Origin of the sequence: Streptomyces sp. NPDC047869 (assembly GCF_040704065.1) — a bacterium.
Taxonomy (GTDB): domain Bacteria; phylum Actinomycetota; class Actinomycetes; order Streptomycetales; family Streptomycetaceae; genus Streptomyces.
On record NZ_JBEYRK010000022.1, the window covers coordinates 73,538 to 99,178 of the forward strand.

The window sequence follows — 25,641 nt, forward strand, 5'->3', positions numbered from 1 at the left end:
GGGTGCGGGTCACGGGCGGGCTACCAGGTGTGGGTGACGGTGACGGGCGCCGAGGCGTTGTACAGCTCCCCCACCGCCCGCAGTTCGAATCGTGCGGCCGCCTCTCCCTGCTCGGGCCGCAGACCGGTGGCGAAGTGGGCGCGCTGGCAGGTGCCGCCGAGGAAGCGGCGGCTGCCGTCGGGCAGGAGACGGCGCAGTTCGTAGTGGCGGACCGGGACCCCGTGGGGCGCGGCGTTCCAGGCGAAGCGCAGGTCGCCTCCGGTGGCGGCGGTGATCCGCAGGGCGGTGGGTGCGGCGGGGGCCTCGGCGGTGTCGCGCACGGCGACGCGGCCGAGCCGCCAGCGCACGGGGCCACCGCCGGGTGCGGTCAGGCGCACGCCGAGGGCGTGGACCGTGCCGGACAGCCCGGTGAGCCGCACGGTCGAGGTCTGCCAGGTGCCGGCCTCATCGACCGCGTTGACACCATGAGCCTGGTCGACCGAGTTCACAGGCTTCACCGGACGCACGGGCAGGTAGATGTACGGCGGAGGCGTACCGGGGCCGTCCGGTTCCGCCGTGGCGACGGCCAGCTCGACGTTCACACCTCCAGCGTCGGCCCGGTGCGTCAGCTCGACAACCGTGCCGGCGGTGACCGGCAGCCGGGTCGCGTACAGGTCCAGCACCGCGCGTTCGTCGAGTTCGCCCGCCACCAGCACGCTGCTGCCGCCCCGCCACGCGTCGCCGAAGTCGAGGGAGACGTCCGGGCGCCGCCCCGCCGTCCGCACCACCCACCGCCGCGACGGCAGCCGGTCCTGCAGCCCGAGGTGGTTCCACGGCTCGTCCGAGGTGACGGCGCCCTCCTCGTACCAGCGCAGCCCGTGTCCGGTGTTGAACACGCTCGCGAACGGCACCGAGGTCACCGTCGACCGGTCCGCCACCGACACGGCCGGTGCCCGCCAGGGATCGGTGCCGTCCGGTCGCGCGGGGTCCAGTGACCGGCCGGTCCAGAAGCGGTCGTCGGCCGCGTGGAAGTCCTCGGGGGCCCGCCGGTCGGCGGGCAGGTGGTCGCGGGTCCACTCGGGCCGGTAGAAGCCGATCGAGGTGATGTGCGCCTTCGTCGCCGGCACGATCGCGTCCCAGTTCACGGACGAGCCGGACCCGTTGGACTCGACGTCGACACCGGCCCACAACTCGTACGGATCACGGCCCAGTCGCCCGGCCCGGGTGGCCGAGGCGGACAACGAGCCCGCGCTCCACCGGAAGTCGACGAACATGTCACCGGCGGCCTGGAAGAAGGCCTGGTTCCGGTCGTTCAGCGCGCCCTGCCAGTTGACCGCCCCGTCCACGGTCATCGCGTCGTACCAGGTCACCCGCTGGCCCTTCGCCGCCGCGAGCCTCTTCAGCTCGCTCACGAAGTCCAGCGTCGCGGTCCCGAGGGCGGTGTCCCCGCCGCCCGTCTCGGCGTTCAGGAACCAGCCGTCGAAGCCGTACGCGGCCGCCACCGCGACGAGTTGGGCGGCCAGTGGATGACGCCCCGAGGCGTCCTTCTGGACCAGGTCGCGGGTCCAGCGGAGCTGCCCGCCGTAGGCGGCGGGCGGCAGGAAGACGTTGCCGAGGACGGGTACGCCGTGCCGGTGGGCGGCGTCCACGACCGGCGCGTTCGGCGCCAGGATCAGCCCCTCCCCCGCCGAACCGCCCCAGAACACCAGCTCGTCCAGGTAGGCCCAGTGGGTGAGGGCGTAGTAGTCGGCGGTGGGCGACCCCTGCGAGGGGTTGGCGGAGGTGGGCCCGAAGGAGACCAGGGCCTGGACGCGGGCCTGGCCGGAGCGGGCGGTGGTGTTGGCCGGGGTCGGCGTGAAGCGGGCGGCGAGCGGCACGGACACCGCGTTGAAGGCGAGGTCGGGGTCGTCGGCGGCACGCCAGGCCTTCAGGCTGCGCCAGGTGACGCCGCTGCCCGGGCTGCCGGAGGGCAGGGAGTCCGGGTACCAGTAGGAGGCGTACGGCGCGGTGGCGGCCCTGGTTCCCGGGGCGGCCGGGGCGGGGGCGGCCGGGAGGAGGGCCGCGGCGGCGCCGGCGATCAGGACGGTGCGTCTGGTGGGGTTCACGAGCAAGCGTCTCCTTGTGGGGTGGGGAGTACCTGGTCGGGAGTGACGACTTCGGTGATGCCGCGCGCGGCGAGGTGTTCCTTGTCGTCGGCGCGGGTGTCGAGGACGGTGGTCGGGCGGGCGCCGTCGGCGACGAGCCGGAAGAAGGCCTCGAAGACGGGCCCGCCGGGGGCGCATCGGGAGCGGCGGCCCGGGTCGGCGGGTACGACGAGGGCCGTGGTGCGCACCGCCGGGCGGGTGCGGGTCCCGCGGGCGGCCGCGGCCAGTACGCGGGCGATGTCCTTGGGTCTGCGGTCGTTGGTGAACAGGCCGAGTCCGTATTCGAGTTCGGGGAAGTCGGCGAGTTCGCGCGAGACGTCGTACGAGCACCACCAGGTGATGCCCCACAGGTCCGGGCAGTCCAGCGCGCCGGCCACGGTGGCCTCGGCGAAGGCGGCGGCGTGCTCGGCGGGCACCAGGGGCGCCGGTGCCCCGACCTCCTGCAGCCAGACCGGCCGGTGCGGCTCCTCCGCCCAGGCCTTGCTCAGCTCGACCAGGTAGGCGGCGTGGTGCTCGGCGGGTACGGAGGTGCGGCCGTGGCGCTGCGCGGTGCCGTTGAACACCCAGGAGTGGACGGCGGTGACGGCGCCGAGCCGGGCCGAGTGCCCGGGCGTGAAGGGCTGGTCGTCCTGGTACCAGGCGGCGTCGTACGAGGCGTGCAGATGGAGCCGGTCCGGGGCGCCGTCGGCGCAGGCGGCGAGCAGCGTGCTCAGCCACCGTTCGGCCTCCCGCGCCGTGATCCGGTCGGGGTCGGGGTGGGGTCCGGCGGCGAACTGGTTGACCTCGTTGCCGATGGTCATGCCGATGAAGTTGGGCCGGCCGGCCAGTGCGGCGGCGAGGGTGCGCAGGTATCGGGCCTGGCCGTCGACCACGTCCGGGTCGGTGAAGAGGTTGCGCCGGTGCCAGGTGCGGGTCCAGGCGGGCAGGAAGTCGAAGCTGCTCAAGTGGCCCTGCAAGCCGTCCACGTTGACGTCCAGGCCGCGTTCGGCGGCGGCGTCGGCGAGCGCCACCAGCTGCGCCACCGCGCGGGGGCGGATCAGGGTGCGGTTGGGCTGGAAGTAGGGCCACAGCGGGAAGACGCGGACGTGGTCGAGGCCGAGGTCCGCGATCGCGTCCAGGTCGGCGCGCACGGCGTCCAGGTCGAAGTCGAGCCAGTGGTGGAACCACCCCTGGCTCGGGGTGTAGTTGACGCCGAAGCGCACGGCAGGGGGCATACGGTGTCCTTGCGGTGGAGTACGAGGCGGCGGGCCTTCGGCGGTGTGGTCAGCCCTTGACGGCTCCCTCGCCGACCCCGCGGAAGAAGTACCGCTGCAGGCAGGCGAAGAGGGCGATGAGCGGGGCCACGGCGATGACGGTGCCGGCGGCGACCAGCCGTTCGTCGTTCGCGAAGGTGCCGTGCAGGTAGTTGAGGCCGATGGTCAGAGTGAACCTGTCGGGGTCGCTGAGCACCACGAGCGGCCACAGGAAGTCGTCCCAGGCGCCCATGAAGGCGAAGATCGCGACGACGGCGAGGGTGCCCTTCACCGCCGGCAGCGCGACGCGCAGGAACCGCTGCCAGACGTTGGCGCCGTCGACGTAGGCGGCCTCCTCGATCTCGTACGGCAGGTTGCGGAAGGCGTTGCGCATCAGCAGCACGTTCATCGCCGCGACGGAACCGGGCAGCACGACGCCGATGAGCGTGTTGTTCAGGCCGAGTTCCCGCATGGTGGTGAACTGGGCGATGATGATGCCCTCCACGGGGACCAGCATCGCCAGCACGAAGGCCAGGGTCGCCGCTTCGCGTCCGCGGTAGCGCAGGCGGGCCAGGGCGTATCCGGCGAGTGCCGAACCCGCGCAGTTGGTCACGACGCTCGCGGCGGCGACCTTGAGCGAGTTGAGGGCGTAGTCCCACACGGGGATGGTGTGCGCGACCCGCGTGTAGTTGTGCAGGGTGGGATGGCGGGGCAGGAACCGCGGCGGTGAGCCGAAGATGTCCTCGGTGGGGCCCTTGAGGGACGTGGAGAGCTGCCACAGGAAGGGGCCGATGGTGAGGGCGAGGACGGCGAGCAGCAGCACGTAGCGCAGGACCAGCTCGGCGGGCCGGACCCGGCGGCCGTGTTCGTCGGTGACCCGGGGGGCCCGGGTGACGGCCGGGCGGGCCGGGCCGGGTGTGCGGTGCGTGCCCGCCGCCTTCTCCAGGACGCTCATGTCTCCTCCCTCCGGTCGGCGCGCAGCACGAGGAGCATCAGCGCGACGGTGACGGCGAACACCACGACGGAGAGGGCGGAGGCGTAGCCGACGCGTCCGGTCAGCCCGGTGCCGGTGCGCTGGACGAGCATGACGAGGGTGGTGTCCTCGCCGGCCGGGCCGCCGCTTGGGCCGGCCATCAGGTACACCTCGGAGAACACCTTGAACGCGGCGACCGATGAGAGCGCGGCGACCAGCACCATGGTGGATCGCACGGCGGGCACCGTGACCGCGAAGAAGCGGCGGACCGCTCCCGCGCCGTCCACGGCGGCGGCCTCGTGCAGTTCGCGCGGGACATTGGCGAGCGCCGCCAGATAGATGATCATGTAGTAGCCGAGGCCCTTCCACACCGTCACCGCCATGGCGCTGAGCAGGAGCAGCCACTGGTCGCTGAGGAAGCCGACCCGCCCGATGCCGACCGCCTCCAGCAGGGAGTTGACCAGGCCGCGCTCGTCCAGCAGCCACACCCAGATCAGGCCGACGACCACGATGGAGGCGACCACCGGGGTGTAGAAGGCGGACCGGAAGAAGGTGATGCCGGGGATGTCGCGCCGCACCAGCAGCGCGAGCAGCAGCGGCAGGATCACCAGCGCGGGTACGACACCGGCGATGTACAGGACGCTGTTGCGCAGGCCGGTCCAGAACATGTCGTCGTGGAGGAGCTCGCGGAAGTTGGCGAGGCCCACGAAGCGCCCCGGGATCAGGGTGCGGCGGTCGGTGAAGGAGTTCACGACGGTCGACACGAAGGGGTAGAGCACGAAGGCGCCGGCGATCAGCAGCCCGGGGGCGGCGAACAGCCAGGGGGTGCTGGGCAGTTGCCGCCGTATCCGGGAGGTGGTGGAAGGCGTGGCCATGCTGCTCAGCCCTGCTGCTTCAGAAGCTGGTCGCAGGACTTGACAGCGTTGTCGAGAGCCGCCGCGGGGCTCTCCTTGCCCTGCAGCGCCTTGGCGACCTCGTTGCGCAGCGCGGTCTTCATCTGCTCGCTGAACAGCACCGGCGTGTAGTTGACGGCCGTTTTCAGCGACTTGGCCGCGGCGACGCGTACCCGCGTCTCGTCGGTGCCGTCCTCCTTGGTGAAGTACGGGTCGTCGAGGGAGCCCGCGGTGCTCGGGAAGATGGCGACCTTCTTGGCGAAGGACATCTGGTTGCGCGCGTCGGTGACGAAATGCGCGAAGGCGACCGCGGCCGGGGTGTGCTTCGTACGGGAGTTGACCATCACCCCCATCACGTACATGTTGGCGTGCCCGGTGCTGGTGATCTGGTCGGTGATCCCGATGTTCTTGTAGAGGCCGGGCGCCTGCTTCTTGAAGTTGCCGAGGTCCAGGGCGCTGCCGGGGTTCATGGCGACGGCCTGGGTGAGGAACTTCTTCCCGGAGGACTCCGGGGTGGCGGTCAGCGCCTGCGGGTCGAGCGCCTTGGCGTCGTAGAGCCGCTTGTACTCGGTGAGGAGTTCGACCCCCTTGGCGTCGTCGAAGGCGAAGCCGGTCCCCTCCTTGTTCATCAGCGGCACGCCGTACCGGCCGAAGTCCTCGATGGTGGGCACGTTGGCGAGCGTGGCGACCTTGCCGCCGGTCTTCTCGGCGATCCGCCGGGCGTCGGTGAAGAGGTCGTCGTACGTCTTCGGCGGTGCGCTGGGGTCGAGTCCGGCCTTCTCGAACAGGGCTTTGTTGTAGAAGAGCGGCCCGGTGTTCAGGTACCAGGGGAAGGCGTACGTTCCGTCGAGCCCCGGCACCTGGTGGCCGGCCCAGGCCCCGGGCAGGTACTCGGACCTGTACGTGCCCGCGGACTTGTCGAGGTCGAGGGCGAGACCGGCCTTGGCGAGCGGGGCGACCAGATCCGGGGAGACGTTGACGACGTCGGGCAGGGTGCCGCCGGCGGCATCGGCGCTGATCTTGTCGGCGTAGCCCTCGGCGGGCTGGTCGATCCACTTCACATGGGTGCCGGGGTGCTGCTTCTCGAAGTCCGCGATCAGGCCCTCGAAGTACGGCTTGAAGTTGGCGCGCAGGTTCCAGGTCTGGAAGGTGATGTCGCCCTCCACCTTGCCCGAGGCGTCGGTCGAGCCGCCCTCGTCCCCGCCCGAGCCGCATGCGCTCAGCGGCAGGAGCAGGACTACGGCGGCGGTGGCGAAGGTTCTGCGGGAGATGCGCACGGCGGCTGGGCTCCTTTGCAGGGGGGATGTGGCAGAAGGTGCCGGGCCAGACTGTGCCCAGCGTTTGCGGGACGCGTCAATGGATTCGACTCCGCTAAAGTCATTAGTGACTCAAAACCCCTGCTCAGAATGGCGCTTGTCACCCATTGCCGCCGATCACTAATGCGCTTTAGGGTAAGTGGACTCAAGCGCATTAGCAGTTGGCCGGTACCGGGCCGTCGAGGGAAGGGGCACAGCGTTGCCGGAGAAGCGATCACCCGCGCGCCGGCCGACGATGAAGGACATCGCGCGCCGCGCCGGAGTCTCCGAGAGCGCGGTCTCGTTCGCCCTCAACGGCCGCCCCGGGGTCTCGGAGACCACCCGCGCCCGGGTCCGCCGGGTCGCCGAGCAACTGGGCTGGCGTCCCAGCACGGCGGCCCGCGCCCTCTCCGGCGAGGGGGTGGCCACGGTCGGTTTCGTGCTGGCCCGGCCCGCCGACACGCTGGGCGTCGACTCCTTCTTCCTGCACCTCGTCTCCGGCATCCAGGAGGTGCTGGCCGAGCGCCACCTGGGCCTGCTCTTCCAGGTGGCCCCGGACGTGGCCGACGAGTGCACGGTGTACCGGCGCTGGTGGGCGGAGCACCGGGTGGACGGCGTCCTGGTCGTCGACCCGCGGGCCGATGACCCGCGCCCCGGTCTGCTGGACGAACTCGGCCTGCCCGCCGTGGTCATCGGCGGCGCGCCCGACGTCCGGCATTCCGGCCTGTCCACGGTCTGGGCGGACGACGCCGGCGCGATGGCGTCGGTGGTGGACGAGCTGGCGGCGCTGGGGCACCGCCGGATCGTGCACATCGCGGGGCTGCCCGGCCTGGCGCACACCCAGCGCCGGATCGCGACCCTGCGAGCGGAGGCGGAGCGCCGCGGCCTCACCGGGGTCCGCTCGGTGACCACCGACTACTCCGACACGGAGGGCGCCGCGGTGACCCGCCGGGTCCTCGGCGGCTCGCCTCCCCCGACCGCGCTGATCTACGACAACGACGTGATGGCCGTGGCGGGTCTGGCCGCGGCGGCCGAACTCGGCTTCCGTGTCCCGCGGGACGTGTCGGTGGTGTCGTGGGAGGACTCGGCCCTGTGCCGCATGGTCACGCCGCGGCTGTCCGCCCTGTCCCGCGACAGCGCCGAGTTCGGCCGGACCGCGGCGCGGGAGCTGCTGGCGCTGCTGGACGGTGAGCCGGCGCGCTCGGTGGGGGTGCCGGTGCCCCGGCTCACCGGACGCGGCAGCACGGGGGCGGCGTCCGCCTCCCGCCCCGACTCGCCGACCGCACGGACGACTTGAGGCGGCGAGGCGGAATCAGGGGGCGGCGGCGGCCGCTGGTGCTTCGTGCGCGGTGGCGGCGACGGACGCCGGCGAGGACGGCCCGGCCGGCCCGCTCGCCCCCGACCACACGAGTCGGCGCTGCCGGCGGCCAGGGCGATGGCCCCTTCCGGCCTCTCGACGTGCCGCGTCCGAGCGTGCACAGTTCTCCCTGCGCGCTTGATTCATACCGACGAGTAGCCAGGGAGTGCCCGTGACCAGCTGGGCCGGCCGGACCGCCGCCGACATCGCCGCGGCCGTACGCGAAAAGGACGTCACGCCGCGGCAGGTGGTGGCGGAGCACCTCGCGCGGATCGAGCGCCTCGACGGCCGGATCGGGGCCTTCCGCGCCGTGCGGGCCGAGGCGGCGCTCGCGGAGGCGGACGAGGTGGGGGCGCGGGCCGACCTGGCCGGACTGCCGCTCGCCGGGGTGCCGGTGGCGGTGAAGGACAACCTGGCGGTCCGCGGCGAGTCGCACCGCAACGGTTCCGCCGCGACGCCGGACGAACCGGCCGCCGAGGACCATGTGACGGTGGCACGGCTGCGGGCGGCCGGCGCCGTGGTCGTGGGCCTGACCAACGTGCCCGAGCTGTGCGTCTTCGGCACCACGGAGGGCGTCCACGGCACCGCCCGCAACCCCTGGGACCCGACCCGCACGGCGGGCGGCTCCTCCGGCGGCAGCGCGGCGGCGGTGGCCGCGGGCCTGGTGCCGCTGGCGCTCGGCAACGACGGCATGGGGTCGCTGCGCATCCCGGCGGCCAACTGCGGACTGGTCACGCTGAAGGCGGGGCACGGGGTGGTGCCGGCCGGGATCGGCAACGGCGACTGGTTCGGCATGTCGGAGAACGGCCCGCTGGCCACCACGGTCGGAGACCTGCGGCTGATGCTGGCGGTCCTCGCGGACACCGGGTTCCCGAGGCGCGCGGAGCAAAAGCCGCTCAGGATCGCCGTGGCCCTGCGCAGCCCGCTCGCCGGGGTGAGTGTGAGCAGGCCGTACGCGGCCGCGGTCCGGGAGGCGGCCGGGGCGCTGGCCGGGGCGGGCCACCGGGTCCGGCGCGCGGAGCCGCCCTATCCGCTCTCCCTCGGCGTGACCTCGCTGCGGCACTGGACGGCGGGTACGGCGGTGGACGCGGAGGGCCTGGACCCGGCGCTGCTGGCCCGGCGGACCCGGGTTCACGCGGCCGTGGGCCGCCGCTTCGTCCGGTCGGTCCGCTCCGGGGACCAGCGTGAACGCCTGCGCGCCCGGCTGACCCCGTTCCTCACCGAGCACGACGTGCTGCTGACCCCGTCCCTCGCCCGCCGCTCCCCCGAGGCCGCTCCCTGGCACGAGCGCGGCTGGCTGCGCAACATCCTGGCGAACACCGCCTACTCGCCGTTCACCCCGCCGTGGAACCTGACCGGCTGGCCGGCGATGTCGGTCCCCTTCGGCACCCTGCCCTCGGGCGCCCCCTGCGCCGTCCAGCTCGTGGCGCGGCCGGGCCGGGAGGCGGATCTGCTGGCACTGGCGGAGGAGTTGGAGACACTGCGCCCGTGGGCCCGGACGGCACCGCTGCCTGACGCGGCGGACGGGGTCTGATCGAGCCGTACGGGTGCGGCCGGGGGGCGGCTTCCCGGATCGGCATGGGCGTGAGCCTGCCACGCCCATACCTGCGGTGACCAGCGGGTTACGGCCCGGCGGTCAGTCCACGCTGGGCAGGATGTGAGGCTCGGCGAGGTCTTCCTCGTAGCCCGCGAGGCGGATGGGGGCGGAGCGGGCCCACACGTCGAGGCTGCCCAGCTCGCCGTGCCGCCGGCCGGCGCGCTCGCCGCGTTCCTTGGGGCGTTCGTCGAGATTCGTCTTCTCCGGTGTCACCGCGCACTCCTTATGTGTCGGGCTCACCCTCGGGGCATACCGCACAGCTGCGCTCCGGCACTCGTGCCCGCTCGGGTCTGGATGGAAGGCCAGTTCGGACGCGGTGGCGCCGGTACGGACGATGGGTGTGGGTGGGACCCGTACTACTGTCCGCGCTCTCCAGATTAACCAAATGAGCGGACTGCCGCTCGATAGGGAGTGCAAACAAGGTGTAACTCTTGGGAGTCACCCGACCCCCCAATGCCTCTCAATATGCAGCTAACTGCCACAAAGCGCAGCGCTCGATGACCCAAACGAATCACCCACTCGGCCTATCGGGCGAACGAGCCTTCGAGTCCGAGTGGGTGCTCCGGTTGCCGAGCGAGCGGGCTCACCACTTGCCGGGCGCGTAGTCCTTCATGAAGACGCCGTACAGGTCCTCGCCCGCCTCGCCGCGCACGATCGGGTCGTACACCCGGGCCGCGCCGTCGACCAGGTCGAGGGGCGCGTGGAAGCCGGCCTCGGCCAGCCGCAGCTTCTCGTAGTGCGGACGCTCGTCGGTGATCCAGCCGGTGTCGACGGCGGTCATGAGGATGCCGTCCGTGTCGAACATCTCCTGGGCGCTGGTCCGCGTCACCATGTTCATGGCCGCCTTCGCGGCGTTGGTGTTCGGGTGCCCGGCGCCCTTGTAACCACGGCTGAAGACGCCCTCCATCGCGGAGACGTTGACGACGTAGGCCCGCCCGCGGCCCGCCCGCCGCGCCGCCTCGGCCATGGCCGGGCGCAGCTTGCTGATGAGGATGAACGGCGCCGTGTAGTTGCACAGCTGCGTCTCCAGCAGCTCCACCGGGGAGATCTGCTCGATGGTCTGCACCCAGGTGTTGGTGTCGACCACATCGGGGACGAGGCCGCCCGCGTCGATGGCCGTGCCCTCGAGGTGCCGGGCGACGCTGGCGTTGCCCGCGACGAGGGCGAGGTCCGCGACCTTCTGCGCGTCCATGCCGCTGGTGCCGACGGGCAGCGCGGCTATGCCGTCGACGGCGCCGGAGTTGAAGGCGCCGATGACGTGGTGCGAGGGCAGTTCACCGGCGGGCAGCGGCGCGCTCTCGCCGTCCACCAGGGCGGCGTACGCGGAGGGCAGCCGGCGCACGGTCTGCGTCGCGTTGTTGATCAGGATGTCGAGCGGGCCCGCCTCGGCGACCTGCTCGGCCAGGGCCACGGCCTGCGCGGGGTCGCGCAGGTCGATGCCGACGACCTCCAGCCGGTGCAGCCAGTCCGCCGAGTCCTCCATCGCCTTGAAGCGGCGGATGGCGTCCTTGGGGAAGCGGGTGGTGACGGTCGTGTGCGCGCCGTCCCGCAGCAGCCGGAGCGCGATGTACATGCCGATCTTGGCGCGGCCGCCGGTGAGCAGGGCGCGCTTGCCGGTGAGGTCGGCGCGGGCGTCCCGCTTGGCCCGGTTCTCGTCGGCGCACTTCTGGCAGAGCTGGTGGTAGAAGTAGTCGACCTCGACGTACCGCTGCTTGCAGACGTAGCAGGAGCGGGGCCGCTGGAGGATGCCCGCGATCCGGCCCTCGTCGGTCTTCGAGGAGGGCAGGATGCCCTCGGTCTCGTCGTCGATGCGCTCGGCGGAGCCGGTGGCGGTGGCCTCGGTGACCGCGCGGTCGTGCGCGGTCTTGGCGGCGCGGCGCTCCTGGCGGCGGCGCTGCTTGACCGTACGGTAGATGTGCGAGGTGGCCCGGCGCACCGCGATCGCGTCGGGGTGGTCGACGTCGAGCCGGTCGAGCTCATCGAGCACGCTCAGGCAGACGGCCAGCCGCTCGGGGTCGATACCGGGTCCGTGGACCACCTCTTCCATGGATGCGTCCGTGGGGACGGCCATGGCTGCCTCCATGGACACGGAACCGTCCTCTGTCACCGTCATCGCGCTGCCGCTTCCCTGATCACCCGCGCAGCGCTCCGACTCGCGCCCGCTTTCGAACGGGGCATTTTACGTAGCGGCACACCCAACGGCCAAACCGCTCCCCCGGACCCCGCCCCCGCCCTCCGCCCCACCCTCGTGAGCTGCGACAACGCCACTCCCCTCGCCGGCCCCGCGGTCCGGCCCGGCGGCCCTACGGCCGACCGTGGCACCCACCGAGGGCACCGGCCGCCGCCCGCGCGGAAGGCTCCACCGGCGGCCGGCCCCGGCACGGCTCCGCCCCGGTCCGCCGCGGAGGCGGGCCGGGGCGGAGCCGTGCCGGGGCGGAGCGGGCCTCGGCCGCACGGGCCGGCGCGAACCCGGAGGCGAAGCCGGACGCGGGGTCCGGCCGGTCGCCGGTCCTCAGGCCTCGCACACCGTGAGCAGGTCTCGCACCTCCTCCGACACCGCGCGGGCGAACACGTCCAGGTCGGGAACGGCCCGGGCATCGGCCACCAGGCCGTAGTGCACGTGCCCCCGGTACGTCGAGATCGCGACCGCCAGCGACTGGCCCGGCGCGAGCGGGGCCAGCGGATACACCTCCGTCAGCTCGTGACCGCCCAGCCGCAGCCCGAACCCCGGCAGCGGCACGCTGGTGACCAGGATGTCGAACCACAGCCGCGCGGCCTGGCCGACCAGCGGCCCCGCGAGCCGGTGGCCGAGGGCCGGTACGTGGTCGGCGAGCAGCGCGACCGCGCCGGCGCCCCGGTTGGGTCCCGCGTCCTTGTTGCGGACCATCGCCGTGCGGACGTTGTCGAGCCGGCGCAGCGGATCGGGGTCGTCGACCGGAAGCCGTATCAGGTACCCGGAGAGCCGGTTGCCCTGTGGGTGCGCGGTACGCGGACGGCGCCGGGAGACCGGGATGAGGGCGCGCGGCGCCACTCCCGCGGTTTCTTCGCCGCGCGCGTCCAGCCAGCGGCGCAGCGCACCGGCGACGACGGCGATGAGCACGTCGTTGACGGTGCCGCCGGCGCTCTTGCGGACCCGGTGCACGTCGTCGATGTCGAGGACGACGCCGGCCGTGCGGCGGGTGCCGCTGGGCGCCGAGGTCAGCGCCGACGAGGGGCGCATGCCGAGGGTGGACCGGGCGAGCGAGGCACCGATGTCCAGGGCCCGGCCCACGTCGGACAGCGCGCCCCTGACCAGACCGGGCATCAAGCCGGGCAGTCTGCGCACGTCGGACAGGACGTCGGAGAGCGGGCCGCGCGGCGGCTCGACGGCCCGGGGGGCACGCTCGGGCAGGTCGACCGGGTCGAGTACACCGGCGGCCAGCTTCAGCGCGCGCAGCCCGTCGGCGAGGGCGTGGTGGAACTTGAACAGCACGGCGAAGGAGACGCCGTCCTCACCGGGCAGCACATGCGCCTCCCACGGCGGGCGGTCGCGCGCCAGCGGCCGTTCCATCAGCCCGCCCGCGACCGCGTGGAAGTCGGCGGTCGGCGCGTGCAGGCGTACGTGGTCCAGCGGGTCGAAGTCCGGGGCGGGTTCGCGGGTGGCGCCGCCGAACGCGAGCGGCTGCCAGGTGTCCCGGATGCGCATGCGCAGACCGGGCACGGCGGCGGCGCGGGCGGCCAGCAGGTCGGCCGCGTGCGCGCCCGCGGTGGGTGAGTGCGCGGCGAACACGCCGAGCGCGCCGAGGTGCATCGGGTGCCGTTCGGACTCGATGTTCCAGAAGGCCAGATCGAGGGGAGCGAGCGGGTCGGAGGTCAAGGTTTGCCTCGCACGTCGACGACGGGGTGAACCAGAAGTCAATCCCCGAGGGGCGATTACGGTCAAGTACGATCGTGCTACGGACAGTTAACGGCGGATTAAGTCCCGCCCCGCCGAGAGGGGCGGGAGTCACGAGACGGCCGAGGTCGACCGAGGTCATTTCAGGACGGGGGGCGCGGCCGAGGGCGCCGTACCCCACTCCGACGGGCGCGGGCCGACCGTGAACGCGAGCGTGCGCAGGGAGCGCAGCGCGCCGGTGCGCAGATAGGTCCGCGCGTGCGGTGTCCCGTCCGTGCGGACGCCCTGGATGTAGCGCTCGGTGGCCGAGGTGCCGGGGGCGGTCACGGTGAGCCGCCCGCCGGGCCAGTAGCGGCGGTCCAGGGCGAGGTCGACCCGGTCGAACACCGGGGTGGACAGGCCCCAGGTGTCGTAGCCGGGCTGGACCGGGAAGAGCCCGATGGAGGTCAGGACGTTCCAGGCGGACATGGTGCCCAGGTCGTCGTTGCCGGTCATGCCGGTGGGTCCGTCGGTGAACAGGGTCAGCGCCGCGTGCACCACGTCCGTGGTCTTCCACGGCTGGCCGGTGGACAGGTACGTGTAGGGCGCGATGAGGTCGGGCTCGTTCATCGGGTTGTACTTGTCGGCGTTGTAGTAGGCGTACGCGTCACCGTGCACCCACACCTCGCGGGCGGTGCGCGCGGGATCGGCCAGCAGCCGGTCGTAGGCGAAGAAGGCGTCGAGGCGGTCGTTGGCCGCGCGCCGGCCGCCGATCAGGGCGACCACGCCGGGGAGGTCGTGCGGGACCAGCCACTGGTACTGCCAGGATGTGCCCTCGTGGAAGCCGGGGGCGCGGGCCGGGTCGGACGTGCCGGTGAAGGCGCCGGAGGCGTCGCGGGGGCGGAAGAAGCCGGTCGCGGGATCGAAGACGGTCCGGTAGTTCCGGGCGCGGGCGGCGTAGCGGTCGGCGTCCGCCCGGTGTCCCAGGCCGCGGGCCATCTGGGCGAGCACGGCGTCGGCGAGGGCGTACTCCAGGGTGACGGAGGCACCGTGGTGGTAGTCGGAGTCGCCCATCTTGGCGAGCGGGCGGTTCCAGACATAGGGCGCGAAGCCGTGCGCGATGTACTCGGCGTTGGCCTCCCGGCCGATGCCCGGATAGCCGGCCGGCGGCACGCCGTCGGCGTTCTTCCTGAGCGCCCGGTAGGCCCGTTCCTCGAACCCCTTGAGCAGGCCCATCTGGTAGGCGGTGGTCAGGAACGGGGTGACCGGGTCGCCGCTCATGACGTTCGTCTCGACCGGCCCGTAGCCCCACTTGGGCAGCCAGCCGCCGTCCTCGTCCACCCGCACCACCGACCGGGCCATGTCGCGGGCCTCCCGGGGCGCGAGCAGGGCGAGGAGCTGGGCCTGGGTGCGGTAGGTGTCCCACAGGGACCAGTTCTGGTAATAGGTGAAGCCCCGCGCCCGGTGGACGCGGCGGTCCCAGCCGAGGTAGCGGCCGTCAACGTCACTGCCGACGTTCGGCGCGAGGAACGAGCGGTAGAGCGACGAGTAGAACGTGCGGCGCAGCGCGGGCGCGCCGCCCCGGACGCGGACCGTGGCGAGCCGCCGCTCCCATCGCTCGCGGGCCCCGTGCCGTACGGCGTCGAAGGACCGGCCGCCCTCGGCCCGCAGGTTGGCGGCGGCTCCGGCGGCGTCGACGTACGACAGGGCGGTGGTCGCCTCGACGGTACGGTCCCGTGTGGTGTCGAAGCGGACGTAGGCACCGCCGCGGCCGGTGCGCGCGCCGTCGGTGACCTTCGGTCCGTCCCAGGTGCCGTGCGCGGTGAACGGGCGGCTGAAGCGGGTGATGGTGTGGACGGTGTACGGGCCGGAGTCCCGGCAGAATCCGTGCCCGGTGATCTCCGTGCGCACGGTGCGGTCGTCGAGGATCTCGACCTTGCTGGTGCCCGGCCGGTGCAGCGCCTGGGCCGCGTTCAGCAGGACGTTGGCCCGGCCGGTGGCGGGGAAGGTGTAGCGCTGCACCCCGGTGCGCGCGGTCGCGGTGAGCTCGGCGCGGATGCCGGAGTCGAGGCCGACACGGTAGTAGCCGGGGCTCGCCTCCTCGTCCGCGTGCCGGAACCCCGCGGCGTACTTGGAGTAGTCCGTCTGTGTGACGTCGCCGGTGGTGGGCAGTACGGGCAGGTCACCGCCGATCCGGCAGCCGACGCCGGACAGATGGACCAGCGAGAAGCCGCGGACGCGGCTCTGCGTGTAGTCGTAGCCGGTGTTGTGCCCGGTGTCCGGGGAGAGCTGCACCATGCCGAAGGGCACGGCCGCGCCGGGGAAGGTGTTGCCCTCGTTCTGGCTCCCGATGAAGGGGTTGACCAGGTCGGTGAGGTGGCCGTCGGTCCGCTCGACGGCGCGTGCGGCGGGGGTGGCGATCAGCGTGGAGGCTGCCATCACCCCGGCCAGGCACAGCCGTGTGCGCCGGGTCCCTCTCATGTCGGATGACCTCCGAAGGTTCGACATCGTTGCCTGCATCGTGGCGGGCGAACGAGGCGAACCCGGGCATTCCGGCAGGGTGATGCGAAACGCGTCGCGGGGACGGGGCGCTGACGGGGCGTCGGTCAGTCCACCCGCTGCCCCTTGCCCAGGGCGATCACGCCGCCTTTCGAGACGGTGTACAGCTCGGCGTCCCGCTCGGGGTTGACCCCGATCGTCGCGCCGGGCGGAACCTCGACGTTCTTGTCGAGGACGGCACCGCGCACCACCGCGCCCCGGCCGATGCGCACGTTGTCGTGCAGCACCGAGCCCTGTACGACCGCTCCCGGGTCGACGCGTACCCCGGGCGACAGCACGGAGCGGGTGACCTGGCCGCGGATCAGGCAGCCGGCGCTGATGATGGACTCGCTCGCGATGCCGCCCGCGTTGAAGCGTGCCGGGGAGAGCTGGCCCGAGTGGGTGTAGATGGGCCACTGGCGGTTGTACAGGTTGAAGGCGGGGCGCTCGGCTATCAGGTCCATGTGCGCCTCGTAGTAGGCGTCGAGGGTGCCGACGTCCCGCCAGTAGCCCTGGTCCCGGGTCGTCTCGCCGGGGACGTGGTTCTCCTGGAAGTCGTAGAGCTGCGCCTCGCCGCGGGCGGTGAGCTGGGGCAGGATCGAGCCGCCCATGTCGTGCACGGACTGGCTGTCCTCGGCGTCCCGTTGCAGCGCCTCGACGAGGGCCTTGGTGGTGAAGACGTAGTTGCCCATGGAGGCGAACACGCACTGGGGGTCGTCCGCGAGACCGGGCGGATCGGCCGGCTTCTCCAGGAAGCGCTGCACGGTACGGCCGTCCGAGCCGGGTGTGATCACCCCGAAGGAGGACGACTCCGAGCGCGGCACCCGGATGCCGGCCACGGTCACACCCGCGCCGCCCTCGATGTGCTGGCGGAGCATCTGCCGCGGATCCATCCGGTAGACGTGGTCGGCGCCGAACACGGCCACGTACTCGGGCTGTTCGTCGTACACGAGGTTCAGCGACTGCAGGATCGCGTCGGCGCTGCCCAGGTACCAGCGCGGGCCGAGTCGCTGCTGGGCCGGGACCGGTGTGACGTAGTTGCCGAGCAGGCTGGACATCCGCCAGGTGGTGGTGATGTGCCGGTCCAGCGAGTGCGACTTGTACTGGGTCAGCACGCAGATGCGCAGCACGTCGGCGTTGACGAGGTTGGACAGGACGAAGTCGACGAGCCGGTAGGTGCCGCCGAAGGTGACTGCTGGTTTGGCGCGGTCGGCGGTGAGCGGCATCAGGCGTTTGCCCTCCCCGCCCGCCAGCACGATCCCGAGTACCGAAGGCCCACCACGACGCATGACGGCTCCCCTCACCCCTGGTTCCACATGGATGCCCCGAGCGGGCCGGACTAAGCCTGCTTGAGGATCTCCTCGTAGAGACCGGCGGTCCGCCGGGCCACCGTGTCCCAGCCGAACTCGCCCACCGCGCGCAGCCGTCCGGCCTCGCCCATCCGCTCGGCGGCCGCCGGGTCGCCGAGCACGGTGTCCAGTGCCCGGGCGAGGTTCGCCTCGAAGTCGTCGTCCACGTCGACCAGCAGGCCGGTGCGGCCGTCGTCCACGACCTCCGGGATGCCGCCGACCCGGGAGGCCACGACCGGCGTTCCGCAGGCCATCGCCTCCAGGTTGACGATGCCGAGCGGCTCGTACACCGACGGGCAGACGAACACGGCCGCCCGCGTGAGGAGTTGGATCACCTCCGGGCGCGGCAGCATCTGCGGGATCCAGAGCACGCCCGCGCGGACCCGGCTCAGTTCCTCGTACAGCTCGCGGAACTCCCGGTCGATCTCGGGGGTGTCGGGAGCGCCCGCGCACAGCACCACCTGGGTGCCGGGGTCGATGTCCCGTACCGCGCGCAGCAGATGGGGCACGCCCTTCTGGCGGGTGATCCGGCCGACGAACAGGACGTACGGGCGGGTGGGGTCGACGCCGTGCCGGAGCAGGGCGTCGATGCCGTGGTCCGGGCGGTACAGGGCGGTGTCGATGCCGTTGTGCACGACGTGCACCCGGGCCGGGTCGAGCGCCGGGTAGCAGGCGAGGATGTCCTCGCGCATGGCCCCGGACACGGCGATCACCGCGTCGGCGGCCTCGATCGCGGTGCGCTCGGTCCAGCTCGACAGCGCGTACCCGCCGCCCAGTTGCTCGGCCTTCCACGGGCGCAGGGGCTCCAGCGAGTGGGCGGTGACCACGTGCGGGACACCATACTGGAGTTTGGCGAGGTGCCCGGCGAGATTGGCGTACCAGGTGTGGGAGTGCACGAGTTCGCGGCCCTCGAGGGCGGCGGCGATGGCGAGGTCCACGGAGAAGGTGCGCAGCGCGTCGTTCGAGCCGTCGAGCACGGACCAGGGGCGGTGCCGTACGACGCCCACGCCGCGGCCCTCGCCCCAGCAGTGCACCTCGAGGTCCACCAGCGAGGCCAGTTCGCGGGCGAGGAACTCCACATGGACGCCCGCGCCGCCGTACACGTCCGGGGGGTATTCCCGGGTCAGCAGTCCCACTCGCACCCGACAGCCCCCTGGTCTCGTCCGTTCGTCGACTTCATGGTCACCCAGATACGGCGCGCGGGGAAGAGCGCGGCGGCCGGGTGAAGCAGCAGTCGCCGCAGACTCCGCCGCCGGGCACCCGGTAGTACAGGCAGCAGCTCCGGCGGCGGAAGGCCGTCGCCGTGCGGGTACCGGTGCCGCGCAGGAGCGGATGGGCGAGGAGTTCGTCCGTGAGGACGCGGGCCCGCTCCGCCACGTCGGTACGGCCGCCCGCGCGGGCCCAGCGGTCCAGTTCCCGTGCCGCGCCGGCGAGGGCCGAGCCGGCGTTGCCCCGCAGCAGTCCGGGCGCGATTCCGTAACGGGCTCTCAGGGCCACCCCTAGGGGTTCCAGATGGCCGTGCAGCACGGTGTCCGCGAGCGTGGCGGCGTCCCCGGGCAGCGGGCGCACCTCGGTCAGCCACAGGTCCTCGGGGGCTGTGGCGGTGGGGTCCCAGCGCAAGCGCCGCGGGTCGAGGGCGGGCACCCGGCCGTACAGCGCGGCGCAGCCCAGGGCCACGGACCACAGCCGGGCGGCGAGCCCCTGCTGGCTGATGGAGACGGAAACCCGCGGCTCAGGGGCGCGCAGCCGGCCGGCGACGGTGGCGACCCGTAGAGCCAGCGCGTCGCGTTGAGCCTCCGGCGCCACCGTCGCGTACGTCTCCGCGAGGGTCGCGAGGCCTTCCGGTGCCGGCCCGGCCGGGTCCGCGCGGGTGCGCAGCACGAAGAAGCCGCCCAGCGGGCGGAGCGCGGCGAGTTCGGCGTCGAGGTCCACGGACAGCACTACTACCAGCCCCCGGTCGCGGCTCGGGAGCCCGGGTCCGGCCCCCGCCCGCACCCGCCTTGGGGATGATCGGGCCGGTGGTGTACTCCATCGGCAGTAGGACCCATTGCGTGCTCAGGGACGACGACGGGGACGGGCCCGGGCGGGCAGAGTGTTCGCCATGACCGCCGACCGTACGCCGCGCCGGGCCCAGGGGTCCCGCACCGCGCGAAGGAGCCGAAGATGAGCGCCCTCGCGCTGTCCGTGCTGCTGTCGTTCGTCTCCGCCGTCGCCTACGCGGGCGGGGCCATCGTGCAGGAGCAGGTCGCGGTGGCGTGCCCCGACGGGTCGTACGTGCCACTGCGCCGGGCCGGCTGGTGGGCGGCGCTGTCGCTGAACGGTCTCGGCGGCCTGCTGCACGTCGTGGCGCTGGCCTGCGGCCCGCTCAGCCTGGTGCAGCCGCTGGGCGCGCTGACCATCGTCTTCGCCCTGCCCATGGCGGCGCTGTTCGTCGGCCGCAGGGCCGGGGCGGCCGCCTGGCGGGGCGCGGTCATGTCCACGGTGGGCCTCGCGGGTCTGCTGTCCCTGGTCGGCTCGGCCGACGCGCGGTCCCTCGAATCGGCCCAGCGGGTGGCCGTCGCGCTGGTCACCGGCGGGGCGGTCGTGGCGCTGACGTGCGCGGGCCTGGCGGTGCACCGGCACCCCGCCGTGCGCAGCGTGCTGCTCGCCACCGCCTCCGGCACGGCGTTCGGCATGTCGTCGGTGTTCACCAAGACCGTCGCGGTCGACTGGAGCGACGGGATCAGCCTCGGCGATCTGCCCTCCCTCGCGGTGATCGGCGCGTTCGCGACCGCCGGGGTCCTGCTCTCCCAGGCCTCATACCGGGGCGGCGGCCTCGCCGCGCCGCTGGCCACGGCCACCGTGGTGAATCCGGTGCTGGCCGCGGCGGTCGGCATCCTGATGTTCGGCGAGACGTTCCGCCACGGCAGTACGGGCACCGTACTGGCGCTCGGCTGCGCGGTGGTGGCCGCGGGCGGCCTGATCCTGCTCACCACCGAGCGGCTGGAGCACACCCCGGCCGCCGCCGGGGCCGGGCCGGCGAAGACGGGTCCGCACGAGGGCGGCCCGTCGCCGGCGGGCGTGACGCGGGGCGGCCCGTCGCCGGCGGGCGTGACGCGGAGCGGCCCGTCGCCGGCGGGCGTGACGCGGAGCGGCCCGTCGCCGGCGGGTCCGGCGCACGTGGTCTCCGCTCACGCGGGTCTGCCGGAGGGCGACTTGACGCCGGCCACCCTGGCGGACGTACGGATGCCCGAGGCCCCCGTCTTCGACGACAGGCCGTACGTCCCGCTGTGCGCCAACATCTACGCCCCGCTGCCCGTCCTGAACGCCTACCGCTCGCGGGTCAGATCCTGACGCCGCCGGCCCGGAGATAGGCGATCGGGTCGACGTCGGAGCCGAAGCCGGGTCCGGTCCGCACCTCGAAGTGCAGGTGCGGGCCCGTGACGTTCCCGGTGGACCCGGACCGGCCGATGCGCTGGCCCGTGCCGACGCTCTGCCCGGCCCGTACGGAGATCGCGGACAGATGGGCGTACTGGGTGTAGTGGCCGCCCGCGTGCCGGATCACCACCTGGTAGCCGTAGGAGCCGCCCCAGCCCGCGGACACCACCTGCCCGGCCCCCGCCGCCTCGACGCTGGTGCCGGTCGGCACCAGGAAGTCGACGCCGGTGTGGTAGCCCTTCGACCAGTGCGACCCGGCCACGTGGTAGCCGGTGCCGATGCCGGCGTGGACCGGGGCGACGAGCGAGTGTCCGCCGCCCGGCGCCGGATGCCGGGAGGTCTTCGTCTCCGAGTGCCCGGACCTGCCCGGGTGTTCCCGCTGCTTGGCGGGCTTCTTCTCCGCGGGTCTCTTCCTCGAAGGTTCCCTCGTCTCCGGGGACTTCGACTTGGGCCTGGACTTGGGCTTGGACTGGGGTGTGGTGTCGGGGTGCGCGCGCGTGTCGGACGCCGGTGCGGCGGTGACGCGCAGGCCGAGCCGCTGGCCCGGCAGGATCAGGTCGGGGTCGGAGCCGATGACGGCCCGGTTGCCCTCGTAGAGCTCCCGCCAGCCGCCCCGGACGTGGTGCTCGCCCGCGATGCCGGACAGGGTGTCGCCGCGCACCACCGTGTACATCTCGGCCCGGCCCGCGCGGGACTGCGGTGTCGTCTGCGGCTTCACGTCCCGGACGTCCCGCGTGTCCCGTGAGTCCCGTGTCGGCCCGGTCCTCGCCGGGCGGCTCGTGGCACCGTCCGTGTGGACGTCCGGGGCCGCGCCGCCCCGGTTCAGCCCGGCCCGTACCGAGCACGCCGGCCAGGCGCCGGGCCCCTGGCCGTCGAGGACGTGTTCGGCGACGGCGATCTGCTGGTCCCGGGTGGCGAGGTCGGCGCGCGGCGCGTACCGGGCGCCGCCGTAGGCCTCCCACGTGGACTGGGTGAACTGCAGCCCGCCGTAGTAGCCGTTGCCGGTGTTGATGTGCCAGTTCCCGCTGGACTCGCAGGCGGCGACCTTGTTCCAGGTGGCCGCGTCGGCCGCGTCGGCGGTACCCGCGGCGACCAGCGGGATCGCGAGTCCGGCGCCGCCCGCCGTGACGGTGAGTGAGGCGCGGTTGATCCTGTTCGGCTGGTACCGGCGATGCCGGCCGCGTACGGCCATGTCCGAATTCCCCTCGGCATGCGTCAGGAGCGGCAAAAGTAAGCGCCGCGAACAGGCCATGACAAGACGGGAAATCGGCCTCCTGCCCGTCGCAAGTGGCCGGGAACGGACCCTTCTTGACGGCGCCGGCGGCCGCGGTGAGCCGACTGCCGTGCTCCGTGCGTAAACAAGCGTGGCGGGTCGGATGTGCGCTCGCCGAAGCGGCACGTCAGGATGGGCGAGGGTCCGCACCGACGGAGCCGTAGTACACGAGGCAGCTAGGGAGCAGGCGGTATGAGCACTTCAGCGCAGATCGGCGTCACCGGGCTCGCGGTCATGGGCCGCAATCTCGCCCGGAACTTCGCGCGCAACGGCTACACGGTCGCCGTGCACAACCGTACGGCGTCGCGGACGCACGCGCTGGTGGAGGAGTTCGGGGACGAGGGCGACTTCATCGCGGCCGAGACCGCCAAGGAGTTCGTGGCGGCGCTGGAGCGCCCGCGCCGGCTGGTCGTGATGGTCAAGGCCGGTGGGCCGACGGACGCGGTGATCGAGGAGTTCGCGCCGCTGCTGGAGCCCGGCGACATGATCATCGACGGTGGCAACGCGCACTTCGCGGACACCCGCCGCCGGGAGAAGGCGCTGCGCGAGCAGGGCATCCACTTCGTGGGCATGGGCGTCTCCGGCGGCGAGGAGGGCGCGCTGAACGGGCCGAGCATCATGCCGGGCGGCCCGCGGGAGTCCTACGACTCGCTGGGCCCGATGCTGGAGAAGATCTCCGCGAAGGCTAAGGACGGGGCGCCCTGTGTGACGCACGTCGGCCCCGACGGCGCCGGTCACTTCGTGAAGATGGTGCACAACGGCATCGAGTACGCCGACATGCAGCTCATCGGCGAGGCCTACCAGCTCCTGCGCGATGTCGCCGGGTACTCCCCCGCCCAGATCGCGGAGATCTTCCGCACCTGGAACACCGGGCGCCTGGACTCGTACCTGATCGAGATCACGGCGGAGGTGCTGTCCCACGTGGACGCGGCCACCGGCAAGCCGTTCGTGGACGTCGTCGTGGACCAGGCCGAGCAGAAGGGCACCGGCCGCTGGACCGTGCAGATCGCGCTGGACCTGGGCGTGCCGGTGTCGGGCATCGCCGAGGCGGTGTTCGCCCGGTCCCTGTCGGGGCACGCGGCGCTGCGCGAGGCGTCCCAGGGCCTGGCCGGTCCGAAGGCGTCGCCGCTCGGCGAGGCGGAGGCCGCCGCCTTCGCGGACCGGGTGGAGCAGGCGCTGTACGCGTCCAAGATCGTGTCGTACACGCAGGGCTTCCACGAGATCGCGGCGGGCAGCGAGGAGTACGACTGGAACATCGACCTCGGCGCGGTCTCGGCGATCTGGCGCGGCGGCTGCATCATCCGCGCGGCCTTCCTCGACCGGATCCGCGCCGCGTACGACGCCCGGCCGGACCTGCCCAGCTTGCTGTCGGACGAGACGTTCGCCCAGGAGATCGCCGCGGCGCAGGACGACTGGCGCGAGGTGATCATCGCGGCCACCCGGCAGGGCGTGCCGACGCCCGGCTTCGCGGCGGCGCTCGCCTACTACGACGCGCTGCGCGCCGAGCGCCTGCCGGCGGCCCTGACGCAGGGGCAGCGGGACTTCTTCGGGGCGCACACGTACCGGCGGGTCGACCAGGACGGGTCGTTCCACACGCTGTGGGGCGGGGACCGGTCGGAGGTCAGGGCGTAACGCTCCGCGCACGTGGGGCGGGGACGGTGAGCGCCGCGGGCGCTACCGTCCCCGCCCCGTTTCTCACACCCCTTCTGCGCCCCTTGTCACGCCCCTCTCAGGTCCCGGTGGTGAGGGGCGGGCCGGGTTCCGGACTGGGGGTCGGCTCGGGGCCCGGCGGGATCGGGGACGGTGAGGGCTCCGGCGGCCCGGGGGCCGGGGGTGCCGGAGGCGGTGTGGGATCGGGTCCCGGACCCGGCGGCGTCGGCTCGGGCCCCGGCGCGGGGGGCGGTACCGGGCTCGGGTACGGATCGGGCGGGGTGGGACCCGGGCCCGGGGTCGGGCCGGGAGGTACGGGGTCGGGGTGCGGACTCGTCATGGATGGCCTCCGGCGGTCGCTGTACGTCATCGCCTCTGGACTACTCCCCCGCCTACCCGAGCGCCGCTCGGCCACTCACCCGACGGCGACACGGAAGGCGCCCGGGCGCAGGCGCGGGGTGCGGCCCGCACTTGCCGGCTGCCGCCGCTGCCCGGCCGGCCCGCCCGCGAGGCGCCCTCGCACCGCCGCCGCGACGGCAGCCCCCCGGCTTGGCGCAGCCCGGTACTCGACGGCCCCGCCCTCAGCGCTCTCGCACCGCCGCCGCGACGGCCGCGGCCCCGGCGGCCAGTCCCGGCCGGGGGCTGGACAGCACCGGAACCGGCGCCGAGGTCAGGCGCTGGGCCGGGGCCATGGATGCCTGGGCGAGGACGATCACATCGGTGTCGGTGACCGCGTCGGCTGCGGCCGCGACCCGCCGTACGTACGCCTCGGTGGCTCCGGCGGTGAAGTGGTCCCAGGCCCCGTCGACCAGCACGGTGCGGACGGAGACGGGGCGGCCGGCCCGGCGCGCCTCCTCCTCGACGAGATCGGCGGTGGGGCCGAGGGTGCTGCGAAGGGCGGCGAGGACGGTGACGCGCGGGCCCGCGGCCACGGCGGCGGCCGCCATCGGCCGGTCGACCCGCAGCACCGTCACACCCGCCGCGGCCGCCTGGGCCTCAGCTACCCCGCCGATGGTGGAGCAGGTGCACAGCACCGCCCGCGCCCCGGCGCCCACGGCCCGGCCGAGGACGCCGCGTACATCACCGCCGACCGCCTCGGGGCCGTCGCGCCGGGCCCGCTCCAGCAACTCCTCGTCGACGAGGTGCCGTAGCTCCAGCCCCGGGTGGTCGCTGTCGCGCAGGGCGTCGAAGACCGGAACGTGCACGGGTGAGGTGTGCACAAGCGCGAGCATCGTGGAGTCGGAAGCCTCGGTGGTCCGGTCCGCCGGTCTCAGAAGCGGCCGGGGTGGGCCCGTAGCCAGTCCTTGGCGGCGGCGAGCAGTTCCGGGTCGGCCGGCGGGGCGACCTCGGGGTGGCGTTCGGCCCACTTGACGACGTACGGGCACAGCGGGGCGACGGGGACGCCCTCGCGCTCGGCGACGGCGTACAGCTCGCGGGCCAGGGAGCCGGCGATGCCCTTGCCCTCGTGGGCCGGCTCGACGATGGTGTGGACCGGGACCAGGGCGCGCGCGGGCGACTCGAGGACGAAGTACTCGACGCGACCGACGACTTCGCCGTCGCCGACGGCCTCCAGCCGGCCCGCCGCCCGGTCGTCGCGGATCTCGATGTCAGTCATGGGCACGCACGCTCCTGGTCGTCGTCCCGGGTCAGGCCGGAACGGCCTGCGGGCTGCGCTGCTGGTCCGAGCCGGGCACCGGCGCCGACGGGTCGGCACCGAGCTCGACGATCCGGTTGTCGCCGTCCACGTGCACCACCCGCGGCTTCAGTTCCCGCGCCTCGGCGTCGGTGACCTGAGCGTAGCTGATGATGATCACCAGGTCCCCGGGGTGCACGAGGTGGGCGGCCGCCCCGTTGATCCCGACGACCCCGGACCCGCGCTCCCCCTCGATGACGTAGGTCTCCAGGCGGGCGCCGTTGGTGATGTCCACGATGTGCACGAGCTCACCGGGCAGCAGATCGGCGGCGTCCAGCAGGTCGGCGTCGATGGTCACGGATCCCACGTAGTGCAGGTCGGCCTGGGTGACGGTGGCGCGGTGGATCTTGGACTTGAACATGGTTCGAAGCACGAGGAAGCTCCTGATTCGTCTGCTC

Annotated in this window: 20 protein-coding genes; 4 read left to right on the forward strand and 16 right to left on the reverse strand. The window is 73.2% G+C overall.

From position 1 onward, the window contains the following. Nucleotides 1–20: 20 nt before the first annotated feature. The 5 genes from AB0924_RS25910 to AB0924_RS25930 are packed head-to-tail and all read right to left on the reverse strand — an operon-like array spanning nucleotide 21 to nucleotide 6,498. Nucleotides 21–2,084, reverse strand: coding sequence for an endo-beta-N-acetylglucosaminidase (locus AB0924_RS25910; RefSeq protein ID WP_366912650.1), 2,064 nt, complete (start codon nucleotides 2,082–2,084; stop codon nucleotides 21–23). Further along, the gene (locus tag AB0924_RS25915; protein ID WP_366912651.1) at nucleotides 2,081–3,337 is read right to left on the reverse strand and encodes a glycosyl hydrolase; all 1,257 of its coding nucleotides are present in this window, start codon (nucleotides 3,335–3,337) and stop codon (nucleotides 2,081–2,083) included. Before AB0924_RS25915 ends, AB0924_RS25910 begins: the two co-directional genes overlap by 4 nt. Before the next feature lie 49 nt (nucleotides 3,338–3,386). Beyond that, nucleotides 3,387–4,310 carry a carbohydrate ABC transporter permease gene (locus tag AB0924_RS25920; RefSeq protein WP_366912652.1) on the reverse strand — a complete coding sequence of 308 codons (924 nt, stop codon included), beginning with the start codon at nucleotides 4,308–4,310 and terminating at the stop codon, nucleotides 3,387–3,389. Continuing rightward, on the reverse strand, nucleotides 4,307–5,203 hold the full coding sequence (locus AB0924_RS25925; protein WP_366912653.1) for a sugar ABC transporter permease: 897 nt from the start codon (nucleotides 5,201–5,203) through the stop codon (nucleotides 4,307–4,309). Before AB0924_RS25925 ends, AB0924_RS25920 begins: the two co-directional genes overlap by 4 nt. A gap of 5 nt (nucleotides 5,204–5,208) precedes the next feature. Then, on the reverse strand, nucleotides 5,209–6,498 hold the full coding sequence (locus AB0924_RS25930; protein WP_358937035.1) for an extracellular solute-binding protein: 1,290 nt from the start codon (nucleotides 6,496–6,498) through the stop codon (nucleotides 5,209–5,211). Between the two features lie 238 nt (nucleotides 6,499–6,736). Between AB0924_RS25930 and AB0924_RS25935 the strand changes: the two genes are divergently transcribed. After that, nucleotides 6,737–7,813, forward strand: a complete 1,077-nt coding sequence (locus AB0924_RS25935; RefSeq protein ID WP_358937037.1) for a LacI family DNA-binding transcriptional regulator — start codon at nucleotides 6,737–6,739, stop codon at nucleotides 7,811–7,813. A gap of 232 nt (nucleotides 7,814–8,045) precedes the next feature. Further along, on the forward strand, nucleotides 8,046–9,407 hold the full coding sequence (locus AB0924_RS25940; RefSeq protein WP_358937039.1) for an amidase: 1,362 nt from the start codon (nucleotides 8,046–8,048) through the stop codon (nucleotides 9,405–9,407). 102 nt (nucleotides 9,408–9,509) lie between these two features. Here the strand turns inward: AB0924_RS25940 and AB0924_RS25945 are convergent, their stop codons facing one another. The 7 genes from AB0924_RS25945 to AB0924_RS25975 all read right to left on the reverse strand — a co-directional run bounded on the left by AB0924_RS25945 (nucleotide 9,510) and on the right by AB0924_RS25975 (nucleotide 19,142). After that, nucleotides 9,510–9,683: a hypothetical protein gene (locus tag AB0924_RS25945; protein WP_358937041.1), complete on the reverse strand. Its 174-nt coding sequence runs from the start codon at nucleotides 9,681–9,683 to the stop codon at nucleotides 9,510–9,512. 370 nt (nucleotides 9,684–10,053) lie between these two features. Continuing rightward, complete coding sequence (locus AB0924_RS25950) at nucleotides 10,054–11,541, reverse strand: SDR family NAD(P)-dependent oxidoreductase (protein ID WP_366912654.1); 1,488 nt, start codon at nucleotides 11,539–11,541, stop codon at nucleotides 10,054–10,056. Nucleotides 11,542–11,982: 441 nt separating this feature from the next. After that, the gene (locus AB0924_RS25955; RefSeq protein ID WP_358940323.1) at nucleotides 11,983–13,326 is read right to left on the reverse strand and encodes a wax ester/triacylglycerol synthase family O-acyltransferase; all 1,344 of its coding nucleotides are present in this window, start codon (nucleotides 13,324–13,326) and stop codon (nucleotides 11,983–11,985) included. 156 nt (nucleotides 13,327–13,482) lie between these two features. Continuing rightward, nucleotides 13,483–15,804, reverse strand: coding sequence for a GH92 family glycosyl hydrolase (locus AB0924_RS25960; protein WP_366912655.1), 2,322 nt, complete (start codon nucleotides 15,802–15,804; stop codon nucleotides 13,483–13,485). A gap of 125 nt (nucleotides 15,805–15,929) precedes the next feature. Then, nucleotides 15,930–17,150: a glucose-1-phosphate adenylyltransferase gene (glgC, locus tag AB0924_RS25965; RefSeq protein WP_358940321.1), complete on the reverse strand. Its 1,221-nt coding sequence runs from the start codon at nucleotides 17,148–17,150 to the stop codon at nucleotides 15,930–15,932. A 50-nt stretch (nucleotides 17,151–17,200) separates the two neighbouring features. Continuing rightward, the gene (gene glgA, locus AB0924_RS25970) at nucleotides 17,201–18,352 is read right to left on the reverse strand and encodes a glycogen synthase (RefSeq protein WP_358940320.1); all 1,152 of its coding nucleotides are present in this window, start codon (nucleotides 18,350–18,352) and stop codon (nucleotides 17,201–17,203) included. A 40-nt stretch (nucleotides 18,353–18,392) separates the two neighbouring features. Beyond that, nucleotides 18,393–19,142, reverse strand: a complete 750-nt coding sequence (locus AB0924_RS25975; protein WP_366912656.1) for a (2Fe-2S)-binding protein — start codon at nucleotides 19,140–19,142, stop codon at nucleotides 18,393–18,395. Between the two features lie 231 nt (nucleotides 19,143–19,373). On the opposite strand from AB0924_RS25975, the gene AB0924_RS25980 reads away from it, so the two are divergent. Continuing rightward, nucleotides 19,374–20,543: a DMT family transporter gene (locus AB0924_RS25980; RefSeq protein WP_366912658.1), complete on the forward strand. Its 1,170-nt coding sequence runs from the start codon at nucleotides 19,374–19,376 to the stop codon at nucleotides 20,541–20,543. Here AB0924_RS25980 and AB0924_RS25985 read toward each other — a convergent pair. Next, nucleotides 20,533–21,819: a transglycosylase family protein gene (locus AB0924_RS25985; protein WP_366912659.1), complete on the reverse strand. Its 1,287-nt coding sequence runs from the start codon at nucleotides 21,817–21,819 to the stop codon at nucleotides 20,533–20,535. The genes AB0924_RS25980 and AB0924_RS25985 overlap by 11 nt on opposite strands. Nucleotides 21,820–22,092: 273 nt before the next feature. Between AB0924_RS25985 and gndA the strand changes: the two genes are divergently transcribed. Continuing rightward, on the forward strand, nucleotides 22,093–23,532 hold the full coding sequence (gndA, locus tag AB0924_RS25990; protein WP_358940316.1) for an NADP-dependent phosphogluconate dehydrogenase: 1,440 nt from the start codon (nucleotides 22,093–22,095) through the stop codon (nucleotides 23,530–23,532). Nucleotides 23,533–24,131: 599 nt separating this feature from the next. On the opposite strand, the gene AB0924_RS25995 is transcribed toward gndA, so the two are convergent. Genes AB0924_RS25995 through panD form a run of 3 tightly spaced genes read right to left on the reverse strand, consistent with a single transcriptional unit; the run spans nucleotide 24,132 to nucleotide 25,616 of the window. Continuing rightward, entirely contained in the window at nucleotides 24,132–24,782 is a 651-nt protein-coding gene (locus AB0924_RS25995; protein ID WP_366912660.1) for an aspartate/glutamate racemase family protein, read from the reverse strand. Nucleotides 24,783–24,820: 38 nt separating this feature from the next. Next, complete coding sequence (locus AB0924_RS26000) at nucleotides 24,821–25,165, reverse strand: GNAT family N-acetyltransferase (protein ID WP_358940324.1); 345 nt, start codon at nucleotides 25,163–25,165, stop codon at nucleotides 24,821–24,823. A gap of 31 nt (nucleotides 25,166–25,196) precedes the next feature. Continuing rightward, a complete protein-coding gene (gene panD, locus AB0924_RS26005) occupies nucleotides 25,197–25,616 on the reverse strand; it encodes an aspartate 1-decarboxylase (protein WP_351668007.1) in 420 nt (139 codons plus the stop codon). Nucleotides 25,617–25,641: the final 25 nt, after the last annotated feature.